Source organism: Pseudochrobactrum saccharolyticum (assembly GCF_008801715.1).
In the GTDB taxonomy this organism is placed as follows: Bacteria; Pseudomonadota; Alphaproteobacteria; order Rhizobiales; family Rhizobiaceae; genus Pseudochrobactrum; species Pseudochrobactrum saccharolyticum.
Genome location: NZ_VZPG01000001.1, coordinates 503,285 through 519,494, shown reverse-complemented (window position 1 = coordinate 519,494; position 16,210 = coordinate 503,285). Strand labels below are relative to the sequence as shown.

The 16,210-nt window shown below is 52.7% G+C and carries 14 protein-coding genes; 5 read left to right on the top strand and 9 right to left on the bottom strand.

All coding sequences use genetic code 11. The features are described 5' to 3' along the window. Positions 1-163: 163 nt before the first annotated feature. Both F7P81_RS02440 and F7P81_RS02435 read right to left on the bottom strand, forming a co-directional pair. Entirely contained in the window at positions 164-1,264 is a 1,101-nt protein-coding gene (locus tag F7P81_RS02440) for a quinone-dependent dihydroorotate dehydrogenase (RefSeq protein WP_151158441.1), read from the bottom strand. After that, complete coding sequence (locus F7P81_RS02435) at positions 1,261-1,626, bottom strand: DUF952 domain-containing protein (protein WP_151158440.1); 366 nt, start codon at positions 1,624-1,626, stop codon at positions 1,261-1,263. Before F7P81_RS02435 ends, F7P81_RS02440 begins: the two co-directional genes overlap by 4 nt. Before the next feature lie 248 nt (positions 1,627-1,874). Here F7P81_RS02435 and F7P81_RS02430 point away from each other — a divergent pair, with 248 nt between their 5' ends. Further along, entirely contained in the window at positions 1,875-2,351 is a 477-nt protein-coding gene (locus tag F7P81_RS02430) for a hypothetical protein (RefSeq protein WP_151158439.1), read from the top strand. A 56-nt stretch (positions 2,352-2,407) separates the two neighbouring features. On the opposite strand, the gene pip is transcribed toward F7P81_RS02430, so the two are convergent. Then, positions 2,408-3,364, bottom strand: coding sequence for a prolyl aminopeptidase (gene pip, locus F7P81_RS02425; protein ID WP_075654379.1), 957 nt, complete (start codon positions 3,362-3,364; stop codon positions 2,408-2,410). A gap of 534 nt (positions 3,365-3,898) precedes the next feature. Between pip and F7P81_RS02420 the strand changes: the two genes are divergently transcribed. After that, positions 3,899-4,549: a response regulator transcription factor gene (locus F7P81_RS02420; RefSeq protein WP_022711153.1), complete on the top strand. Its 651-nt coding sequence runs from the start codon at positions 3,899-3,901 to the stop codon at positions 4,547-4,549. Positions 4,550-4,570: 21 nt separating this feature from the next. Here the strand turns inward: F7P81_RS02420 and F7P81_RS02415 are convergent, their stop codons facing one another. Further along, the gene (locus F7P81_RS02415; protein WP_151158438.1) at positions 4,571-8,068 is read right to left on the bottom strand and encodes a PAS domain-containing hybrid sensor histidine kinase/response regulator; all 3,498 of its coding nucleotides are present in this window, start codon (positions 8,066-8,068) and stop codon (positions 4,571-4,573) included. A gap of 232 nt (positions 8,069-8,300) precedes the next feature. On the opposite strand from F7P81_RS02415, the gene mscL reads away from it, so the two are divergent. Together mscL and F7P81_RS02405 are read left to right on the top strand one after the other, a co-directional pair. Continuing rightward, positions 8,301-8,717 carry a large conductance mechanosensitive channel protein MscL gene (gene mscL, locus F7P81_RS02410; RefSeq protein ID WP_022711155.1) on the top strand — a complete coding sequence of 139 codons (417 nt, stop codon included), beginning with the start codon at positions 8,301-8,303 and terminating at the stop codon, positions 8,715-8,717. A 151-nt stretch (positions 8,718-8,868) separates the two neighbouring features. Next, the gene (locus F7P81_RS02405) at positions 8,869-9,945 is read left to right on the top strand and encodes an AbrB family transcriptional regulator (RefSeq protein WP_022711156.1); all 1,077 of its coding nucleotides are present in this window, start codon (positions 8,869-8,871) and stop codon (positions 9,943-9,945) included. A gap of 34 nt (positions 9,946-9,979) precedes the next feature. On the opposite strand, the gene hemA is transcribed toward F7P81_RS02405, so the two are convergent. Then, positions 9,980-11,224 (bottom strand): 5-aminolevulinate synthase, encoded by a 1,245-nt coding sequence (gene hemA / locus F7P81_RS02400; RefSeq protein WP_151158437.1) that lies wholly within the window; start codon positions 11,222-11,224, stop codon positions 9,980-9,982. A gap of 277 nt (positions 11,225-11,501) precedes the next feature. Here hemA and F7P81_RS02395 point away from each other — a divergent pair, with 277 nt between their 5' ends. After that, positions 11,502-12,218: a TetR/AcrR family transcriptional regulator C-terminal domain-containing protein gene (locus F7P81_RS02395; protein WP_151158436.1), complete on the top strand. Its 717-nt coding sequence runs from the start codon at positions 11,502-11,504 to the stop codon at positions 12,216-12,218. On the opposite strand, the gene F7P81_RS02390 is transcribed toward F7P81_RS02395, so the two are convergent. The 4 genes from F7P81_RS02390 to F7P81_RS02375 form a co-directional block, all read right to left on the bottom strand. Further along, the gene (locus F7P81_RS02390) at positions 12,181-13,716 is read right to left on the bottom strand and encodes an FAD/NAD(P)-binding protein (RefSeq protein WP_170265203.1); all 1,536 of its coding nucleotides are present in this window, start codon (positions 13,714-13,716) and stop codon (positions 12,181-12,183) included. The genes F7P81_RS02395 and F7P81_RS02390 overlap by 38 nt on opposite strands. Positions 13,717-13,873: 157 nt before the next feature. Next, entirely contained in the window at positions 13,874-14,584 is a 711-nt protein-coding gene (locus tag F7P81_RS02385; RefSeq protein WP_151158434.1) for a polysaccharide deacetylase family protein, read from the bottom strand. Further along, on the bottom strand, positions 14,584-15,324 hold the full coding sequence (locus F7P81_RS02380; RefSeq protein WP_151158433.1) for a glycosyltransferase family 25 protein: 741 nt from the start codon (positions 15,322-15,324) through the stop codon (positions 14,584-14,586). Before F7P81_RS02380 ends, F7P81_RS02385 begins: the two co-directional genes overlap by 1 nt. A 183-nt stretch (positions 15,325-15,507) precedes the next feature. Continuing rightward, positions 15,508-15,855 (bottom strand): BRA0787 family protein, encoded by a 348-nt coding sequence (locus F7P81_RS02375; protein WP_151158432.1) that lies wholly within the window; start codon positions 15,853-15,855, stop codon positions 15,508-15,510. Positions 15,856-16,210: the final 355 nt, after the last annotated feature.

The window sequence follows — 16,210 nt, the reverse complement described above, 5'->3', positions numbered from 1 at the left end:
CAGCGGTTAACGACAATTGAGAGCCTGAATCAAAAAGCGACAGGCTGTGGCGAAAATGGTGATTTCGAGAACCGGAGCGGAGCGTACTTTGAGGTACGTGAGTACCGGAAGCGCAGAAGTCGCCATTTGCAGACCGGCATGGCGACTTTTGGATCAGGCTCTGTCAGGCCGGAATATCTTTGGCCGCCCAAGCCGTAGTTTCCATGTCGCGCAGCTCGGAAATATTGGTGACGCCAGCCTGCTTCACCAATGCGGAGAGTTCTTTGACGATCTCTTTTGGTACAGTCGGGCCGCGATAAATCATACCGGTATAAAGCTGTACCAGATCGGCACCGGCTTTAATCTTGGTAAGCGCGGTTGCGCCGCTGTCCACACCGCCCACGCCGATGATCGGCATCGCTTTGCCGATACGCTGGCGCATTTTGGCAAGCACAATGGTCGAGCGTTCAAAAATCGGCACGCCGGAAAGGCCGCCGGTCTCTTTGGCTTCCACCTGATTGAGCAAATTGGTGCGCGACAAAGTGGTGTTGGAGATAATCAAACCATCAAGCGGATGAGCAAGCGCCACTTCGGCAATATCATCCAGACCTTCTTCGGTCAGATCCGGTGCAATTTTCAGGAATACAGGGCGTTTCAGGGTGCATTTTTCAGCTTCCTGATCGCGGGCTTCCAGAACTTTTTCCAAGAGAATATGCAGACTGTCTTTGGCTTGCAGGTCACGCAGACCCGGTGTGTTCGGGGAAGAAATATTGGCGGTGAAATATTTCGCCACGCTGTAGAAGCGGTGAATACCGGCCACATAATCGGCCACACGGTCTTCGCTGTCTTTATTGGCGCCGATATTCACGCCGACAATACCGCAACTGCTACAGCTGTTGCGCTGGCTCAGGCGTTTATAGGCCGCTTCATGGCCTTCATTATTAAAGCCCAGACGGTTGATCACCGCACGGTCTTCCACAAGGCGGAAGATGCGTGGCTTCGGATTGCCAGCCTGCGCGCGCGGCGTGATAGTGCCGACTTCCGCAAAACCAAAACCGAGTTTCAGCAGTGCATCCGGCACTTCGGCGTTTTTGTCAAAACCTGCGGCCATACCCAGCGGATTGGTAAATTTGAGACCGGCAATCGTTTGCTGCAAAGCAGGGTCAAGCGGGGCAGGGCTGGAGAGAACGCCGGTTTTCAGCGCTGCAATCGACAGGCCATGCGCCTGCTCACCATCCATCGCAAAAAGTGCGCGACGGGCAATATTTTCAAAAAAACCGCTCATTGTTCAAGCTCCGGAAACTGATGCTTGCCGTCGCTGTCGAGCGGCAGGTCTTTCACCCAGCGCACCGCAGTGAGCTGAAGATGTGCGTAGAGATGCGGGAAGGCTTTGCCGCCGCGGGAAATTTCATAGCGAAGTTCATCGCCCAGTTGATTTGCATCAACAGCCACCAGCAGCAGGTCATCCTGACCGGCAAAATGCTTGGCAGCGGTCTCGGCAACCGTGTCATGGGTGGAAAAGTGGATATAACCATCCTGTAAATCAACAGGGGCACCGGAAAAATGCTCTGCCTTTTCAGCGTCTGCCCATTGGGCGCGCGTGGCGATCTTGTAGATGGTATGGTGTGACGGATCACTGTTTGACATGAAAAACGCTATTGTTGTGAACGGAAAAGCTGTTCAGACATTTTATATATCTGGCCGGTTTGGCGCATCCGGCAGCTTTTAAGACAAAATTAAGTCACAAGCCACCTCTAAATTTTAATAAAGGGTTAACGCCATTTTTGCAAATGAGCAAAAGTGCGCTTTGACAGCTCTGTGTTTTTGACAGGATGCACTGGAAAATGCTTGGATAAAACCCATATACCAGGCAGACAGATTAAAGGAGTGGGCAGATGAAGAACCGGTCCGGTATCGCGATTGCGGTGGCAAAAGAAAACAAATCCAAGCTTATCATACGCAGTGCCGTTCTTTCGGCTCTCACAGGTCTGGCTCTGGTTTGGGGTATGAGCCCGTCTCCGGCACAGGATATGCAGCGCTACTCTATGGAGAAAACCGAAGCCGGTATTATCCGCCTTGACCGCCAGACCGGTGAGTTTGCACTGTGTAAGGAACAGGCCGGTAAAATTGAATGTGCTGAAACCAAACCGGCACAGCTGAGCAATGACGAACGCACAGTGCTGCTGGAAAAACAGGTTGCCGATCTGACGGCGCGTATCGCCAAGCTTGAGAAAAGCGGTGTCGCCAACAGCACCCTGCCAAGTGAAGAAGAGTTCGAAAAAGGGCTCGGTTATATGGAGCGTTTCATGCGGTCTTTTATGGGCGTAGCCAAGAGCCTTGATGAGCCGGCACCGGTGCCGAACCGCACATAATTTCTCCCAAAGAAAAAGCGCCGTTTCCGGCGCTTTTTTATTCTCTTAAATTGGTTTTAGCCGATATTGGCAAAGCGGCGTGTCGCTTCGATTAGCTCGTGGGTAATACCCGGCTCGGTCACTGCATGACCACCGTCTTCGACGATGCGCAGATCAGCTTCCGGCCAGACTTTCTTCAGATGCCATGCATTGATGAACGGCGTGCACATATCGTAGCGGCCATGGATGATAACACCCGGAATATGGCGGATACGGTCAGCCAGACGCAGCAGCTGATCATCGGTGTCAAAGAAAGCGCGGTTCTGGAAATAGTGACATTCGATACGCGCAAAAGCGATGGCGAAGTGATCCTGTGCAAAGGCATTTTCGCGTTCCGGATCCGGCAGCAGGGAAATTGCCGAGCCTTCCCAGCGTGACCAGCGGCGTGCCGCTTCAATCTGCACCTGCGGATTCGGATCAGTCAGGCGGCGGTAATAGGCCGCCACCATATCACCGCGCTCGGCTTCCGGAATATGCAGCTGATAGGCTTCAAAGCGATCCGGATAGATAATGCTGGCGCCGTTGCTATAGAGCCAGTCCACTTCAAAACGACGTGCCAGAAAGATACCACGCAGTACCAGTTCGCTGACGCGCTCCGGATGGGTCTGTGCATAAGCGAGGCCGAGGGTCGAGCCCCAAGAGCCGCCGAAAACCTGCCATTTTTCAACGCCGAGATGGGTGCGCAGACGCTCCATATCCGCAACCAGATCCCATGTGGTATTTTCGCGCAATTCCGCATGGGGCGTGGAGCGGCCGCAGCCGCGCTGGTCAAACAGGATAATGCGATAGGCTGAAGGATCATGCAGACGGCGCATAGTCGGCGAGATGCCGCCACCCGGTCCGCCGTGGATCATGATGACCGGCTTACCGTTCGGGTTTCCGCATTCCTCAAAATAAATCCGGTGCAGCGATGAGACCTGCAACATCTCTTCCCGATAGGGTTGAATTTCCGGATAGAGGCTGTGGCGTGTCATAGGTCGTCCTTTTGCGTTATTTTATCTGCGAAGCAATAAGATTTTCTCTTGCATATAGAGCAGGCATCACCCTAACTGACAATACGGCACCATCGCGGCAAAAGCAGAAATCAGACTGTATATTGTACGCTTTGCCTGTAATATTGCATAATGAATATGCATGCCGTCTGCTACAGGCGGCTTTTATTGTGCTGGAAATTGCATTCACCGGTTTTCTCAAGCCGGATTTATCATTGAAATGAAATGCCGGTGGCCGGAGCGCATTGCGAAATTGTGAAGCGCTGAGGTATGGAAACCAGTTTATCTGACCGGTTTCTGATCCTGATTACGGATCAGTTCTGTTGCATGTAAAAACAAAGAACAGAGCATTCTTAGGAATGCAGGCGGAGCGGGAAGGGCTCTATGCCTGAAGAAAATGCAAGATGAAAACAGGTCATTTCTAACTTTATCTTTGGTTATATAAAGAGATAAGGTGCTTTCAGGAGATGATTTGCGGGGAGACTGCTGAGGGGGCAGGCAAGGGGTAGGAAATTTATGGAATTGAATTTTATTATTGCCGACGATCATCCTTTATTCCGTGGCGCATTGCGACAGATTTTACAGGACGGTTTTCAGCCTGAGAGTGTGACTGAGGCTGACAATTATCAGCAATTGCAACAGGTTGCAGAAGAAGCACAGGATGTTGACCTGTTGTTTCTCGATCTGACTATGCCCGGTGTCAGTGGTTTGTCCGGCCTTATCAATCTCAAGGCGCAGCATCCGCAGCTGCCGGTTATGATTGTTTCCGCTACCGATGATGTCACCACAATCCGCCGCGCCATGGAGCTCGGAGCCTCCGGTTTTGTTTCAAAATCCGCGAGTCTTGAGGAAATCGGCGAGGCCGTGCGCACCGTGCTGGACGGCGGGGAATGGGTGTCCGGTGATATGGAACTCGGCGCGGAAAATGATGCGGAGATTGCTGATCTGATTGCCCGTATCCGAGCACTCACACCGCAGCAAACCCGCGTGCTTTCAATGCTTGGACAGGGGCTTCTGAACAAGCAGCTGGCTTATGAGCTGAATATTTCAGAAGCCACGGTGAAAGCCCATGTATCTGCGGTTCTGCAGAAGCTGGGCGTGGACAGCCGCACACAGGCGGTGATTCTGCTCTCGCGGCTTGGTCCGGGTTTTGCACTTCTGGATTGAGCCGGAGCATTTCACAGTCTCTCACCGCATATGATAATGCGCCAGCAAAGCCCGCAATGCTGCGGGTTTCAGCGGCTTGTTCAGCACATGAACATTTTCTTCTGTGGCCTGTAATTTGACCTCTTTTGAACGATCGGCCGTCAGCAGTACGGCCGGTATGGCATGACCCAGCGTTTCGCGGATATAGCCGATCATATCCAGCCCGTTTTCACGGTTGAGATGATAGTCAGCCAGAATAATATCCGGCAGTATCCTGACGCTCGCTTGTGAACGGGCGATATGATTGCACCAGTCCTTAAGTTGTGCGCCGTCACGGATCAGAGTGATGTCACAACCCCAGCCTTCCAGCAGAATGCGCATGCCGTCGAGGATCAGCGGATCATTATCAATACACAAAACCCGCATATTTTCGAGCGCATTGCTGCGGCGTCTGGCCTGTGACGGTTCAGGTGAAACTTCAACCGCAGGCTCCTGAGACACCGGCATAATGATGCTGAAACAGGTGCCTTTGCCATGTTCGGATTGCAGACGGATCGTCAGATCCAGCACACGGGCAATACGGTCGACAATGGAAAGGCCAAGTCCCAGCCCGTCTGCCTGACTGATCCCTTCATCCAGCCGGTAAAATTCGCGGAAAACCAGCTGCTGTTTTTCCGGTGCGATGCCGATGCCGGTATCGGCAACCTTGATTTCCAGATCACCGCCGCGACGACGCACACCGAGAAGAATTTTGCCGCTGCGGCTGTATTTGATCGAATTCGAGATCAGATTTTGCAGCAGACGACGCAGAAGATTGCGGTCGCTATAGACTGTGAGGGAGCAGGGCACGACACGAAGTTTCAGACCTTTTGTGGCAGCAAGCGGTGTGAAGTCTGTGACAACCTGCTGGAGCAGGCGATCCAGACGGAACAGCGAAAGCTCCGGTTTGAGCGCGCCGGTATCAAGCCGTGAAATATCCAGCAGCGCACTGAGAATGCCTTCAACCGCTTCAAGGGAGGAGTCAATATTGCGCGCCAGTTGCGCTTCCGATGCGCCGAGCCTTTCGCTCAAGGCTGTGCTGTAGAGGCGGGCAGCATTGAGCGGCTGCAAAATATCATGACCGGCAGCGGCGAGAAAACGTGTTTTGCCGAAATTGGCCTCTTCCGCCAGTTTCTGCGCACGGACAAGCTGCTGGTTCACTTCAAGCAGTTCGGTGGTGCGGTCGGCGACGCGCTGTTCCAGCGTTTCATTGAGACGCTTCATGGAATTATCGGCTTCAACCGAGGCAGTAATATCAGTGTAGCTGGCAACAATGCCGCCATCCGGCATCGGATTGGCTGCAATTTCAATGATTTTGCCGGTGGAGTGTAAGAGGATACGGCTTGGCTCATGAGTGCGCTCCAATGTGCGCATCATCATCGCGGCATCGCCCGCATGAATTTCGCCATTATGCAGCAACCGGTCGAGCACATCGGAAATCGGTGTGCCAACCTGTGTCAGCCCGTCCGGCAATTGCAGAAGATGGCGGAAACGCCGGTTCCAGCAGGTCAGGCGAAAATCCTTGTCGAGAACGGTAATGCCCTGTTCCATCTGATCCAGAGCGGTTTGCAGCAGGTCGCGATTGTGCTGCAAGGCTTCTGAAGCATCATCCAGCAGGCGCAGCGTGTCCGGTGCGGTATTGTCCTTGCGCTGAAGCAGCAGTGACAGCACCAGCCGCGCGGAAGAGGAGCCGATGGCACTACCCAATATTTGCTCGGCAAAACGGATCAGCGGCACATCAGCGACAGCTTTATCATCGAGCGGCTGATCGCCATTATGTTCATAGCGGCTGAAAGCAAGAGCAACGCGGTCTTCACCCAGATAGCGGGCAATCGTATTTTTAATTTCCCCGACAGTGACACTGGTGCGGAAACGACGCAGAACCGGCACGGTTTTCAGATTGCGCGGCATGAATGTGCTGGCCTGAATGCGCTCCAGCGGTGTGGACTGTCGGGAGAGTGAGCCGATTACGAAGAACAGTGCATTAATGGCGAGGCTCCACAGAGCGCCATGGGTGAGGGGCAGGGCATCAACGCCGAAGAGTGCCTGCGGACGCAGATAGGAAAGCCCCCATAAACCTTCCCGCAGGATCGGCGCATCAGGATTTGCCAGTGTTGGCAGCAGCAACGTATAGGCCCAGACAGCAAAGCCGCTGACCATGCCCAAAACGGCTCCGCGTGCATTGGCATTGCGCCAGATCAGTCCGCCGATCAGAGGGGGCGCAAATTGTGCAATCGCTGCGAAAGAAACCAGACCGATAGAAGCCAGCCCGAAAGTGCTGGAACTGGCGCGGTAATAGCTGAAAGTCACCGCCAGAATAATCACAATGGTTGCACGGCGGGTATAGAGGATAAGGCGGGTCAGATCTCGTTGCTGATGTTTTTGGCGACGATAGACGTAGCGGATCAGCAATGGCAGCAGCAGATGGTTGGAGATCATGATCGACAGCGCCACGCAGGCCACAATCACCATCGCCGTTGCAGCAGAAAGCCCGCCGACAAAAGCCAGCAGAGTTAAAAGATGTGAGCCTGCTGCCAGCGGCAGAGCCAGAACATAGAGATCTGCATTGGTTGTGGGGCCGAGATTGATAATGCCTTGCAGGGCGATTGGCAGGACGAACAGGTTAATCAGGATCAGATAGACCGGAAACAGCCAGCGGGCTGTGCGCAATTCCTTTTCGCTGCGGTTCTCAACCACAGTGACGTGAAACTGGCGCGGCAGCATCAGAATTGCCGCGGCACTCAGAACGGTGTGAACAATCCAGGTGCTGGGGCTGGTACGGGTTAACATGCCCCAGAAATCAATATTCCGCTCCTGCAATTGCTGCGGCAGATCAAAAGGCGAGCCGAAGAGGAAGAAGGTTGTGGCAATGCCGACAATCAGAAAAGCGGTGATTTTGATGACGGATTCTAACGCAACCGCAAGAATCAGCCCGTCCTGATGCTCAGTCGCATCCGTATGTCTGGTGCCGAAAAGGATGGCGAATATAGCCAGCAGCGCAGTAACAAACAGCGATATGTCGCCGAAGACATAGACAATCGGGTCATAGGAAGCCTGATATTCAGCCAGAACCATATCGACACTGCCGGATACGGCTTTCAGCTGCAGAGCAATATAGGGCATCGAGCCGACCACGGCGATGCAGGTGCCGATCGTGGCGACGCTGGTACTTTTGCCGTAACGGGCGGCGAGAAAGTCGGCGATAGAGGTAATGCGCTCGGCTTTTGCCAGCCGCACCACATGACGCAGAAATTTATTGCCGAAGGTGAAAACCAGAATGGGGCCAATATAAATGCCCAGAAACTCAAGCCCGCGGTCAGCTGCAAGCCCGACCGAGCCGAAGAAGGTCCATGATGTACAGTAAACAGCAAGGCTGAATGCATAAATATAGGGTCTTGGCTTGGAGCCCCAGCGCGATGCTTTACTGTCGCCAATACTGGCAACCGCAAAGAGCAGGATCAGATAGAGAAATGCGATGCCGATGATGATCCAGCCGTGCATTCAGCCCCCTTGCTGACCGGTTAATGATTGCGGGACAGAAAGATCCTGTATATGGCTGCAATAATGGCAGTCTCTGTCCGCTGATTATTCTGTACCTATGTTTGTATGCAACACTTCAGGATAATCAAGCAGTAAGCTGCTTTCTGATCTTGAGACTATAATAATCTCCGCTACTTTGTTTTTATTGCCGGATATAAAAAGAGTAAGCCCCCGTACTTGTAAAGGATAGCTCATGCTAAAGGAATTTCGTGAATTTGCCCTCAAGGGCAATATGGTCGATCTGGCCATCGGTGTCATCATTGGCGGTGCATTTGGTGGTCTGGTCAATTCCATCGTGAATGACATTATCATGCCGATTATCGGTCTCATCACCGGTGGTATTGATTTCTCCAACATGTTTATCCAGCTGGCCGGTGAGCCTAAGGGTACATTGGCGGCAGCGCGTGAAGCCGGTGCAACCATTGCTTACGGTAATTTCATTACGCTGCTGATTAACTTCCTGATTATCGCCTGGGTTCTGTTCCTTGTTGTTAAAGGCATGAACCGCATGAAGAAAAAGGAAGAGGCCAAGCCTGAAGCTGAAGCCGCAATTCCGGCAGATCAGGTTCTGCTGACAGAAATCCGTGATCTTCTGGCGAAAAAAGCCTGATTATAAAATCCTAAACCCGGCCTCAGAAATGAAGCCGGGTTTATTTTTAATTTGTCTGATATTTTGGTTGCATAAAATGCGGCCAATTCAACAAGACTCCGGCGCGACGATTATGCCTGCCATCCGGAAATGCTCTGGTTAAGAATATCCCATGTCCCGTCAGTTCTCTCTGAAAAATATCTATGCGCTTTTCCTGACATTTCTGATTGCCGGCAGCGGTGCCGCAATCGCTTATCTGACCGGACTGCCCATTCCTTTTCTGCTCGGCTCAATGTGCAGCGTGACCATTGCATCTCTGAGCGGTATCCGCATTTATCTGCCTGTCTGGTTGCGTAATGCGGTTTTTATCATGCTCGGCCTGCAAGCCGGTTCCGGTGTGCGTCCCGAAACGCTGAGTCAGATCGGCGAATGGCCTTTGAGCTTTATGCTGCTGTTTGTGATGCTGGTGGCGGTAACCGGTTTTACATTTATGCTGCTGCGCTATGTGTTTCGCTGGGATGCACAAACGGCTTTTTTCTCCTCTTTGCCCGGTGCCTTGTCTTTCGTGATGGCTGCAGCCAGCGAAACCCGTGCCGATCTGGTTAAAATCACCATTATTCAGACTGTGCGCCTGCTGTTGCTCATCGGGTTGCTGGCGCCGGTGCTTAATGTGCTTGGGCAATCCGCACCGCATATCGATTTTGTTGCCGGTTCAGGCAGCCAGCAAAAAGAATGGCTATGGTTGTTCGCTGCGGGTGGCCTTGGTGCGCTGATCGGCCATTACAGCCGTTTACCGGGCGGGATGATGCTGGGCGCATTGCTCGCCAGTGCGCTGGTCTATGTGACCGGTTTTGTAACTGTGCGCGTGCCGCCTGAAATGGCGGATTTTGGTATGGTTGTTCTCGGAGCTCTGATCGGCTCGCGGGTTGATGCACGGCATCGCGGCGCTATCCTGAATTATTTGCCGGTGGCGCTGATGGCTTTCATCGTCGGTACGGGAACAGCTGCCGCAATCTGTGCGCTGGCATGGCTGGCAACAGGGCTGCATCCGGCACAAATTGCACTGGCTTTTGCGCCGGGTGCATTGGAAGCGCTGACTGTGATCGCTTTCTCGCTGGGTGTTGATCCGGCCTATGTGGCTTCGCATCATGTTGTGCGCTTTATGATGATTGCGATTTTTGTGCCGTTTCTTGCCCGATCGCTGCGCCGTATGGATGAAAAGCAAACAGCCGCACAGGCGGAGCTCTGAGCGGCTGTAAGGATTGAAACGGTACACGGCGCTATTAAGCGGATTGTTTCAGCGGGTTGCCGGTAAAGTCCGTTGCATAAGGAATGTTCAGAGCCTGCCAGACTTCCAGCAGAGCCTCTTTCAGGCCGGCAATCAGTTCTTCCCCGTGAACAGGGGTCGGTGTGATGCGCAGGCGTTCAGTGCCGCGTGGTACGGTCGGGAAGTTGATCGGCTGAATATAAATGCCATGAACTTCCAGCAGGCGATCAGAAGCTTTTTTGCACAAATCCGCATTGCCGACAAAGAGCGGTACAATATGTGTTTCAGTTGGCATAACCGGCAGGCCGGCACGTTTCAGCGTGTCCTTGGTCAATTGTGCATTCTTCTGCTGCAATTCGCGTTCGGTGCCCGAGGCTTTGAGATGGCGAATGGCTGCAACAGTCGCATTGGCAATTGCCGGTGGCAGGGCTGAGGTAAAGATGAAGCCCGGCGCATAGGAGCGCACAGCATCAACCACAGCCTTGGAACCGGTAATATACCCGCCCAGTGTGCCGAAGGATTTGGCTAATGTACCTTCAATAATATCAATACGATGGCTCAGGCCTTCGCGTTCTGAAATGCCGCCGCCGCGTGCGCCATACATACCAACGGCATGGACTTCATCAAGATAGGTCATGGCATTGTATTTTTCTGCCAGTTCCACAATTGCTTTCAGCGGTGCCACATCGCCGTCCATGGAATAGACGGATTCAAAAACGATCAGCTTGGCGCGGTCTTTGCCCGCAGCCTTCAAAAGCTCTTCAAGATGCTGCACATCATTGTGCCGGAAAATCTGCTTGTCGGCACCGGAATGACGGATGCCGGCGATCATCGATGCGTGATTGAGTTCATCCGACAGGATCAGGCAATCCGGCAGCAGCTTGGCAATGGTCGAGATAGAGGCATCATTGGAGACAAAGCCGGAGGTAAAAACCAGACCGGCTTCTTTGCCGTGCAAATCCGCGAGCTCATGTTCAAGCTCAACAAGCGGATGATTATTGCCGGAGATATTGCGTGTGCCACCGGCGCCGGACCCTTGCGAGACGGCTGCATCGGTCATGGCTTTCAGAACATCAGGATTTTGCCCCATACCGAGATAGTCATTGGAGCACCATACGGTGATTTCACGCGCCTGACCGTTATGGCGCCAGATTGCTTGCGGAAAGCGGCCGACAATACGCTCCAGATCAGCAAATACACGGTAACGATTTTCAGTGTGAAGGCGGTCAATGGCCGCTTCAAAAAACCGGCTATAGTCCATGAGGCATCTTCCTTTTCTTCACCGTTACCTAATCCTTTAGAGACGCGCCGTCTATAAGGACATGTGCGGTAAATAGACCTAGGCCGGTTTTGCGGCATTGATTTCAGTCAATCAGGCCGCCTCCGCTACGGGTTTTCGATATATTCCGGTTGAAAAGGCCGGAGCTGTCCGCAATTTTAGTCACACTCTGTTGTAAAAGGGCGCATTCAACGCTAATTGAGTTTGCAACAGAGTGTTTAATCCTTGCGTGCATGCATAATTTTCGGACGGGGCGGCTATGAAAAAGCAAATTTCGGCAAAGTCATGTGTGGCGCCAAGCCCGCGTATCGGTCGTCCGGCGCGGATTTCTCTTGAGGAAATTGCGCGTGTGACGCTGAAAATCGGTCTCGATGATGTGACGATGATTGCTGTCGGTCAGGCGCTCGGGGTCGATCACTCCTCCCTCTACCGCTATGTCAAAGGCCGCAATGAATTGCTGCTGGCTGCTGCCGATCTGGCCATTACCGAACTGGACTGGCGCGGTAATCCTGCCGACTGGTATGAGTTTGCGCAAAATGTCGCCAATTCGGCCTGGGAATTATTCAACAGACATCCGGGGCTGGCTGATGCTATGCGGGAACTGGAAGTATCCCCGCCATCCGGTATCCGCGCTTTTGGCGAAATGGCTAACCAGTTTGTGGAATATGGTTTCTCGGCTGAGGAAGCCGTTGTGCTGATCGACAGTATGATGGATATGACGGTCGATTACTTCACCGGCTGGCGCAGAGCCTATAAAAAACCGGGCCGCATTGGCGAACGCGGAATTGAGAAGGTTGTGCAGTCGTGGCAGGCAGAAGCTGCCCGCAATCCGGATACGGCGCGGCCGATCCTGATTATGAGCCGTATGATGACCGATCATCCGAAGGATTGGTGGGACAAAAAACTGCTTCTGATCCTTGATGGTGCGCAGGCCGTTTTCAACAGACGTCAGCAGATTTATGAGGCTGCTGAATAAGTGCAGCGGCCTGTCTGATGACATCCGCCAATGTTTCTGTATAGCGCGCCACTTCCGGCGCGCCCATTAATTCCCCGAATGTACCGCGGGCTAAAGGCCCTGCGATGAACAGATTATCAGCAATGCTACCGTTTTTGCCGATGGCACGCATGGTTGTATCCGTCTGCTCAGTGCGGCTTGTATGCAAACCAAGACCTGTAGGATCCATTTCAATCAAACCGTCTTCGCAGAGCATTGCCAATGGCGGGCACTGACCGATAATATCGCCATGTGCGGGGCCGGTGGTAACAATAATAGCGTCAAAATGCTGTCTGATTGTTCCTGATTGTCCGCGCAGGCGATAGGTCACGATATAGCCGTGACCGTCATCAACGCGTGCAGCATCCGTGAGGTGTGCGCCGAGAAATTTCAGTGTTCCGGCACGGCAGCGTTCATCAAGAACATCATCTGTCTGAGTTGCTAAGCGAAACCTATGCGCATCCCAGAAAGTGCGCAGATGGCGGACAATGCGCTTGCGCTCACTGAGCGGCAGAGCAAGCCATATCTCGCCGCCCTGATCGCGCAAAGTATCAATCACCGATTGCCATGGCACAGATTGTTGTGCCGCTTCGCGGATTGTCCGGCGGATTTTGTGCAGCAGGCGCACGGCCGATGTTTCCGGCGGATTGATAAAATCACCGAAGAAACGCGGCGGTCTTGGCTCATTGGCTTTGAGCCGCAGATTGGAACGGGAGCGCAGACCGTGACGGGACAAAACGGTGATATTGCCGCGATGTCCGTGTTGTGACAGCCCTGCAACCATATCGGCAGAGGTGAGACCTGCGCCGACGATCAGAACCGAACTGCCCGGACCTGTCTCCTGAAGCAATTGCCGCAGAGCACCTGCCTGATAAGGATTGGCGATCAGTCCTTTTACATGGCTCTGGCCGGATTGCTGGAGTTCTCGCAATGGTGCGGGGAGGGCAGGCAGCGGATGTGACGCAGCGATCACCAGAAAATCCGCTTCCCGCGTTTCGCCTTTATCTGTGGTAACCTGATAGCGGCCGGAGGCGCAGCGTTTGGCGCCGGTAGCGCTGGCACGAATATGCTGCACTTGTCCGCTTGCAAGCAGCGGTGCAAGCTGTTCCGCCATATAGGTGCCGAAAGTGCTGCGCCTTGCGTAAATCTGACCGTTCTCCGTCATGGCTTCCGGATCATTGTTCAGACTGTGCTGCTCTTCCATCCAGCGGGCAAAATGCGGCTTGTCCTCATAAAATATGCTCATCCGGTCGGAGAGAACATTGAGGCGGAAGGCATCCTCATTGGTGGAATAAGCCAGACCGGCACCAAGAGAGGAGCGCGGTTCTATGATTGTAATTTGAAGTTTTGCCGGATCGGTTATCGCTGCCAGATGATAGGCCAGAGAAGCGCCGGAGAAGCCGCCCCCGATAATGATGATGGATTTGTGCTGGTTTTCATGATGCGGGCGGTCAGTGCAGGCAGAAGGCAATACAGTCAAAACATATATCCGGCTTCAGGTGACGATGCTGTAATCTGTAAGAAAAAAATTATTACAGGTCGCTGCCAGTTTATAGTAATGAAATCCGGTTTTGCAATTCTGCGGTAAAGTAATTTTCTTTGAAATGGTGCCGGAATAAAAGTTTTCTCTCCGGCTGTCAGAGGCCGAAGAGCTTTTTCAGGAACAATAATCCGCCATCGGTGCGGCGGATATAACGGCGCGGCAAGCCAAACGGATCATCTGTTGCGCGGGCATGACCGCGTTTGGTGGTGGTGGCGTGAACATAGCCCGCTTGTCGGGTCACATCGCGCACAGCCTGTGTTTCGCCGCCATAAGGGTAGCAGAAATTAGTGACTTCAGCGCCAAGTATCTCTTCAAGAATTTTCTTTGAACCGGCTATCTGCCGTTCTGCTTCCTGCAAATCCGCATCCGGCAGATAGATATGGTCAAGCGTATGTGCGCCAACCTCATGGCCATGTGCAGCCCAGTCGCGCAATTGTTCGGCACTCATGCAGGGAATTTCAACTGCGCCTTTCGGAATGTCCCATTCATTACGTCCGCCGATCTGATTGGCGACGAAATAATTGGTGGCAGTAAAACCCAGCTCATTCAGCACCGGCATGGCGTGCTGATAGACATTGAGAAAACCGTCATCAAACGTGATAACCGCAACCTTGCCCTGTTTTTTGCCCTCAAGATAAGGGCGGGCATCGCGCATGGACAATCCCTGATAGCCCAGTCTTTTCAGCCAGCGCATCTGCGAGCGGAACCGGTCCGGATACACATGCAGGCTGCGAAACGGCTTGTCGCGTGTAGGCGGTACATCAATCGAATGATAGAGAAGAATGGGAATAGCAGAAGATTTCATCAGGCTTTTCCGGATTTGCGGGAATAGGTTTTGACGCTGTGCCGGTAGAAAGGCCGCATCAGTTCTCTGTGCAGTTTATGCGCCAGAGAGCGGTTCTGTTTCAAGGTGCTACCGCCCAGATTGGCAGATATTTCCTGCACACCGCCCGGAACAACGGAAAGCGGCTGCAATCCGGTTACCCAGTTCATTTGGGCAAAAGTATCAACAGGGCGGTCAAATTTCTCGGTTGCTTTCAACAGTGCCTGCGCAGCGTCACGGGTAATCAGTTGCGCGACCATGCCCAGCCCGACAGGTACGGGACGAATGACTTTCGTTGTTCCCTGTTCGAGCACGACAGCGCCGGTCTCACGGTCGGAACGGAACGGCAGACGCACCAGCCCGCCTTGTTTTGCAATCTCTGTGGCCGCTTTAAAAGCAGCAGGAAAGTCCGCTGTCAGTGCCACGTCATCTTCCAGCACAAGTGCTGCATCGAGATTTTGATCGATGATTGTCTGCCAAGTTTTGCGGTGCGACAGGAAACAAGCAATTTCGTTGCGGCTCAGGCGGAACGGATAATAAGGCTTGTGCAGGCGCGTCTGATAGGCCTGTGCCGCATCTGCATCGCTCAGTTGTTTTGCATCAACAGCTGTAATGATTTCTGCCGGTACCGGTAATTGGGAGATCAGTTCATTCACCTGCGCACGGCGTTCTGTTGCGCGCTCCAGATGAATGATGAATGCTTTAATCTGCGGTTTCTGCATGACTAACCTTTGCCTGAGCGGCTTATATTTTTAGCTGATCGCAGCTCTGCGACCGCATATAAGAATTGCCTATAGCAGCTTAAAGGTCTTGTCGGAAAGTGAGAAATATTACCTATGTAAAATGGAAAACGGGCAGATAGAAAATCTGCCCGTATGTTGTGTTTTTGTAAAGCTTAGCCCCGTTTAATTGAAACGGGCCGCGATCACCGGATTGCATGTATAATTCCGCAGAGCCTGACGCAGCAAACCACTTGCATCTGCATAAGTGGCAGGGAAATCTGCGGGCTGATATTTCATAATATGCGGTATCGCCGCTTTTAGTGATTGCAGAACATGTTGTGGCAACCGGTCTGAACATTGGGTCAGACGGCGGAAAATCACGCTGATGCGGACGGATTTTCCGTAAACGGCAACCTGTGGTTCCTGACCGGCCATATCCCAGTCTTCATAGGCATGAACAGCTTCGTGGAAGCCGTTCAGCAGATAAATTGATGCATGTCCGTTATGGAGCGGCGGCAGTAAACTTGACATTCCTGTCTCCTCTGTCGGGCTGCTTACTGCAAACTTTCCTTGCATGGAGTTCGCAGTAATTTGAAAAAATGCCTGTTTCTGTGTTTTGCGGCGCACAGACAGGCCGTTGAAAATATAAATCTGTTTCCGGCATCAAAGCCTGAACCGGAAAGTGTCGGCTGATTATCGCCTGATTATATGACAGTTCTATAATGGACGGCTGTTTCAGCCGTGTTTTCTGTTCGGGCTTTTAACCCGCAAAGACGATCATGAAACAAAGATCGTGCCTGTCAGAGTAACGAAAATATCGCTCCGGTAAATCCCGATATTATCGTACTTTCGGATAATGCTGTAAAAAAGAAAAATCTTTTTAAAA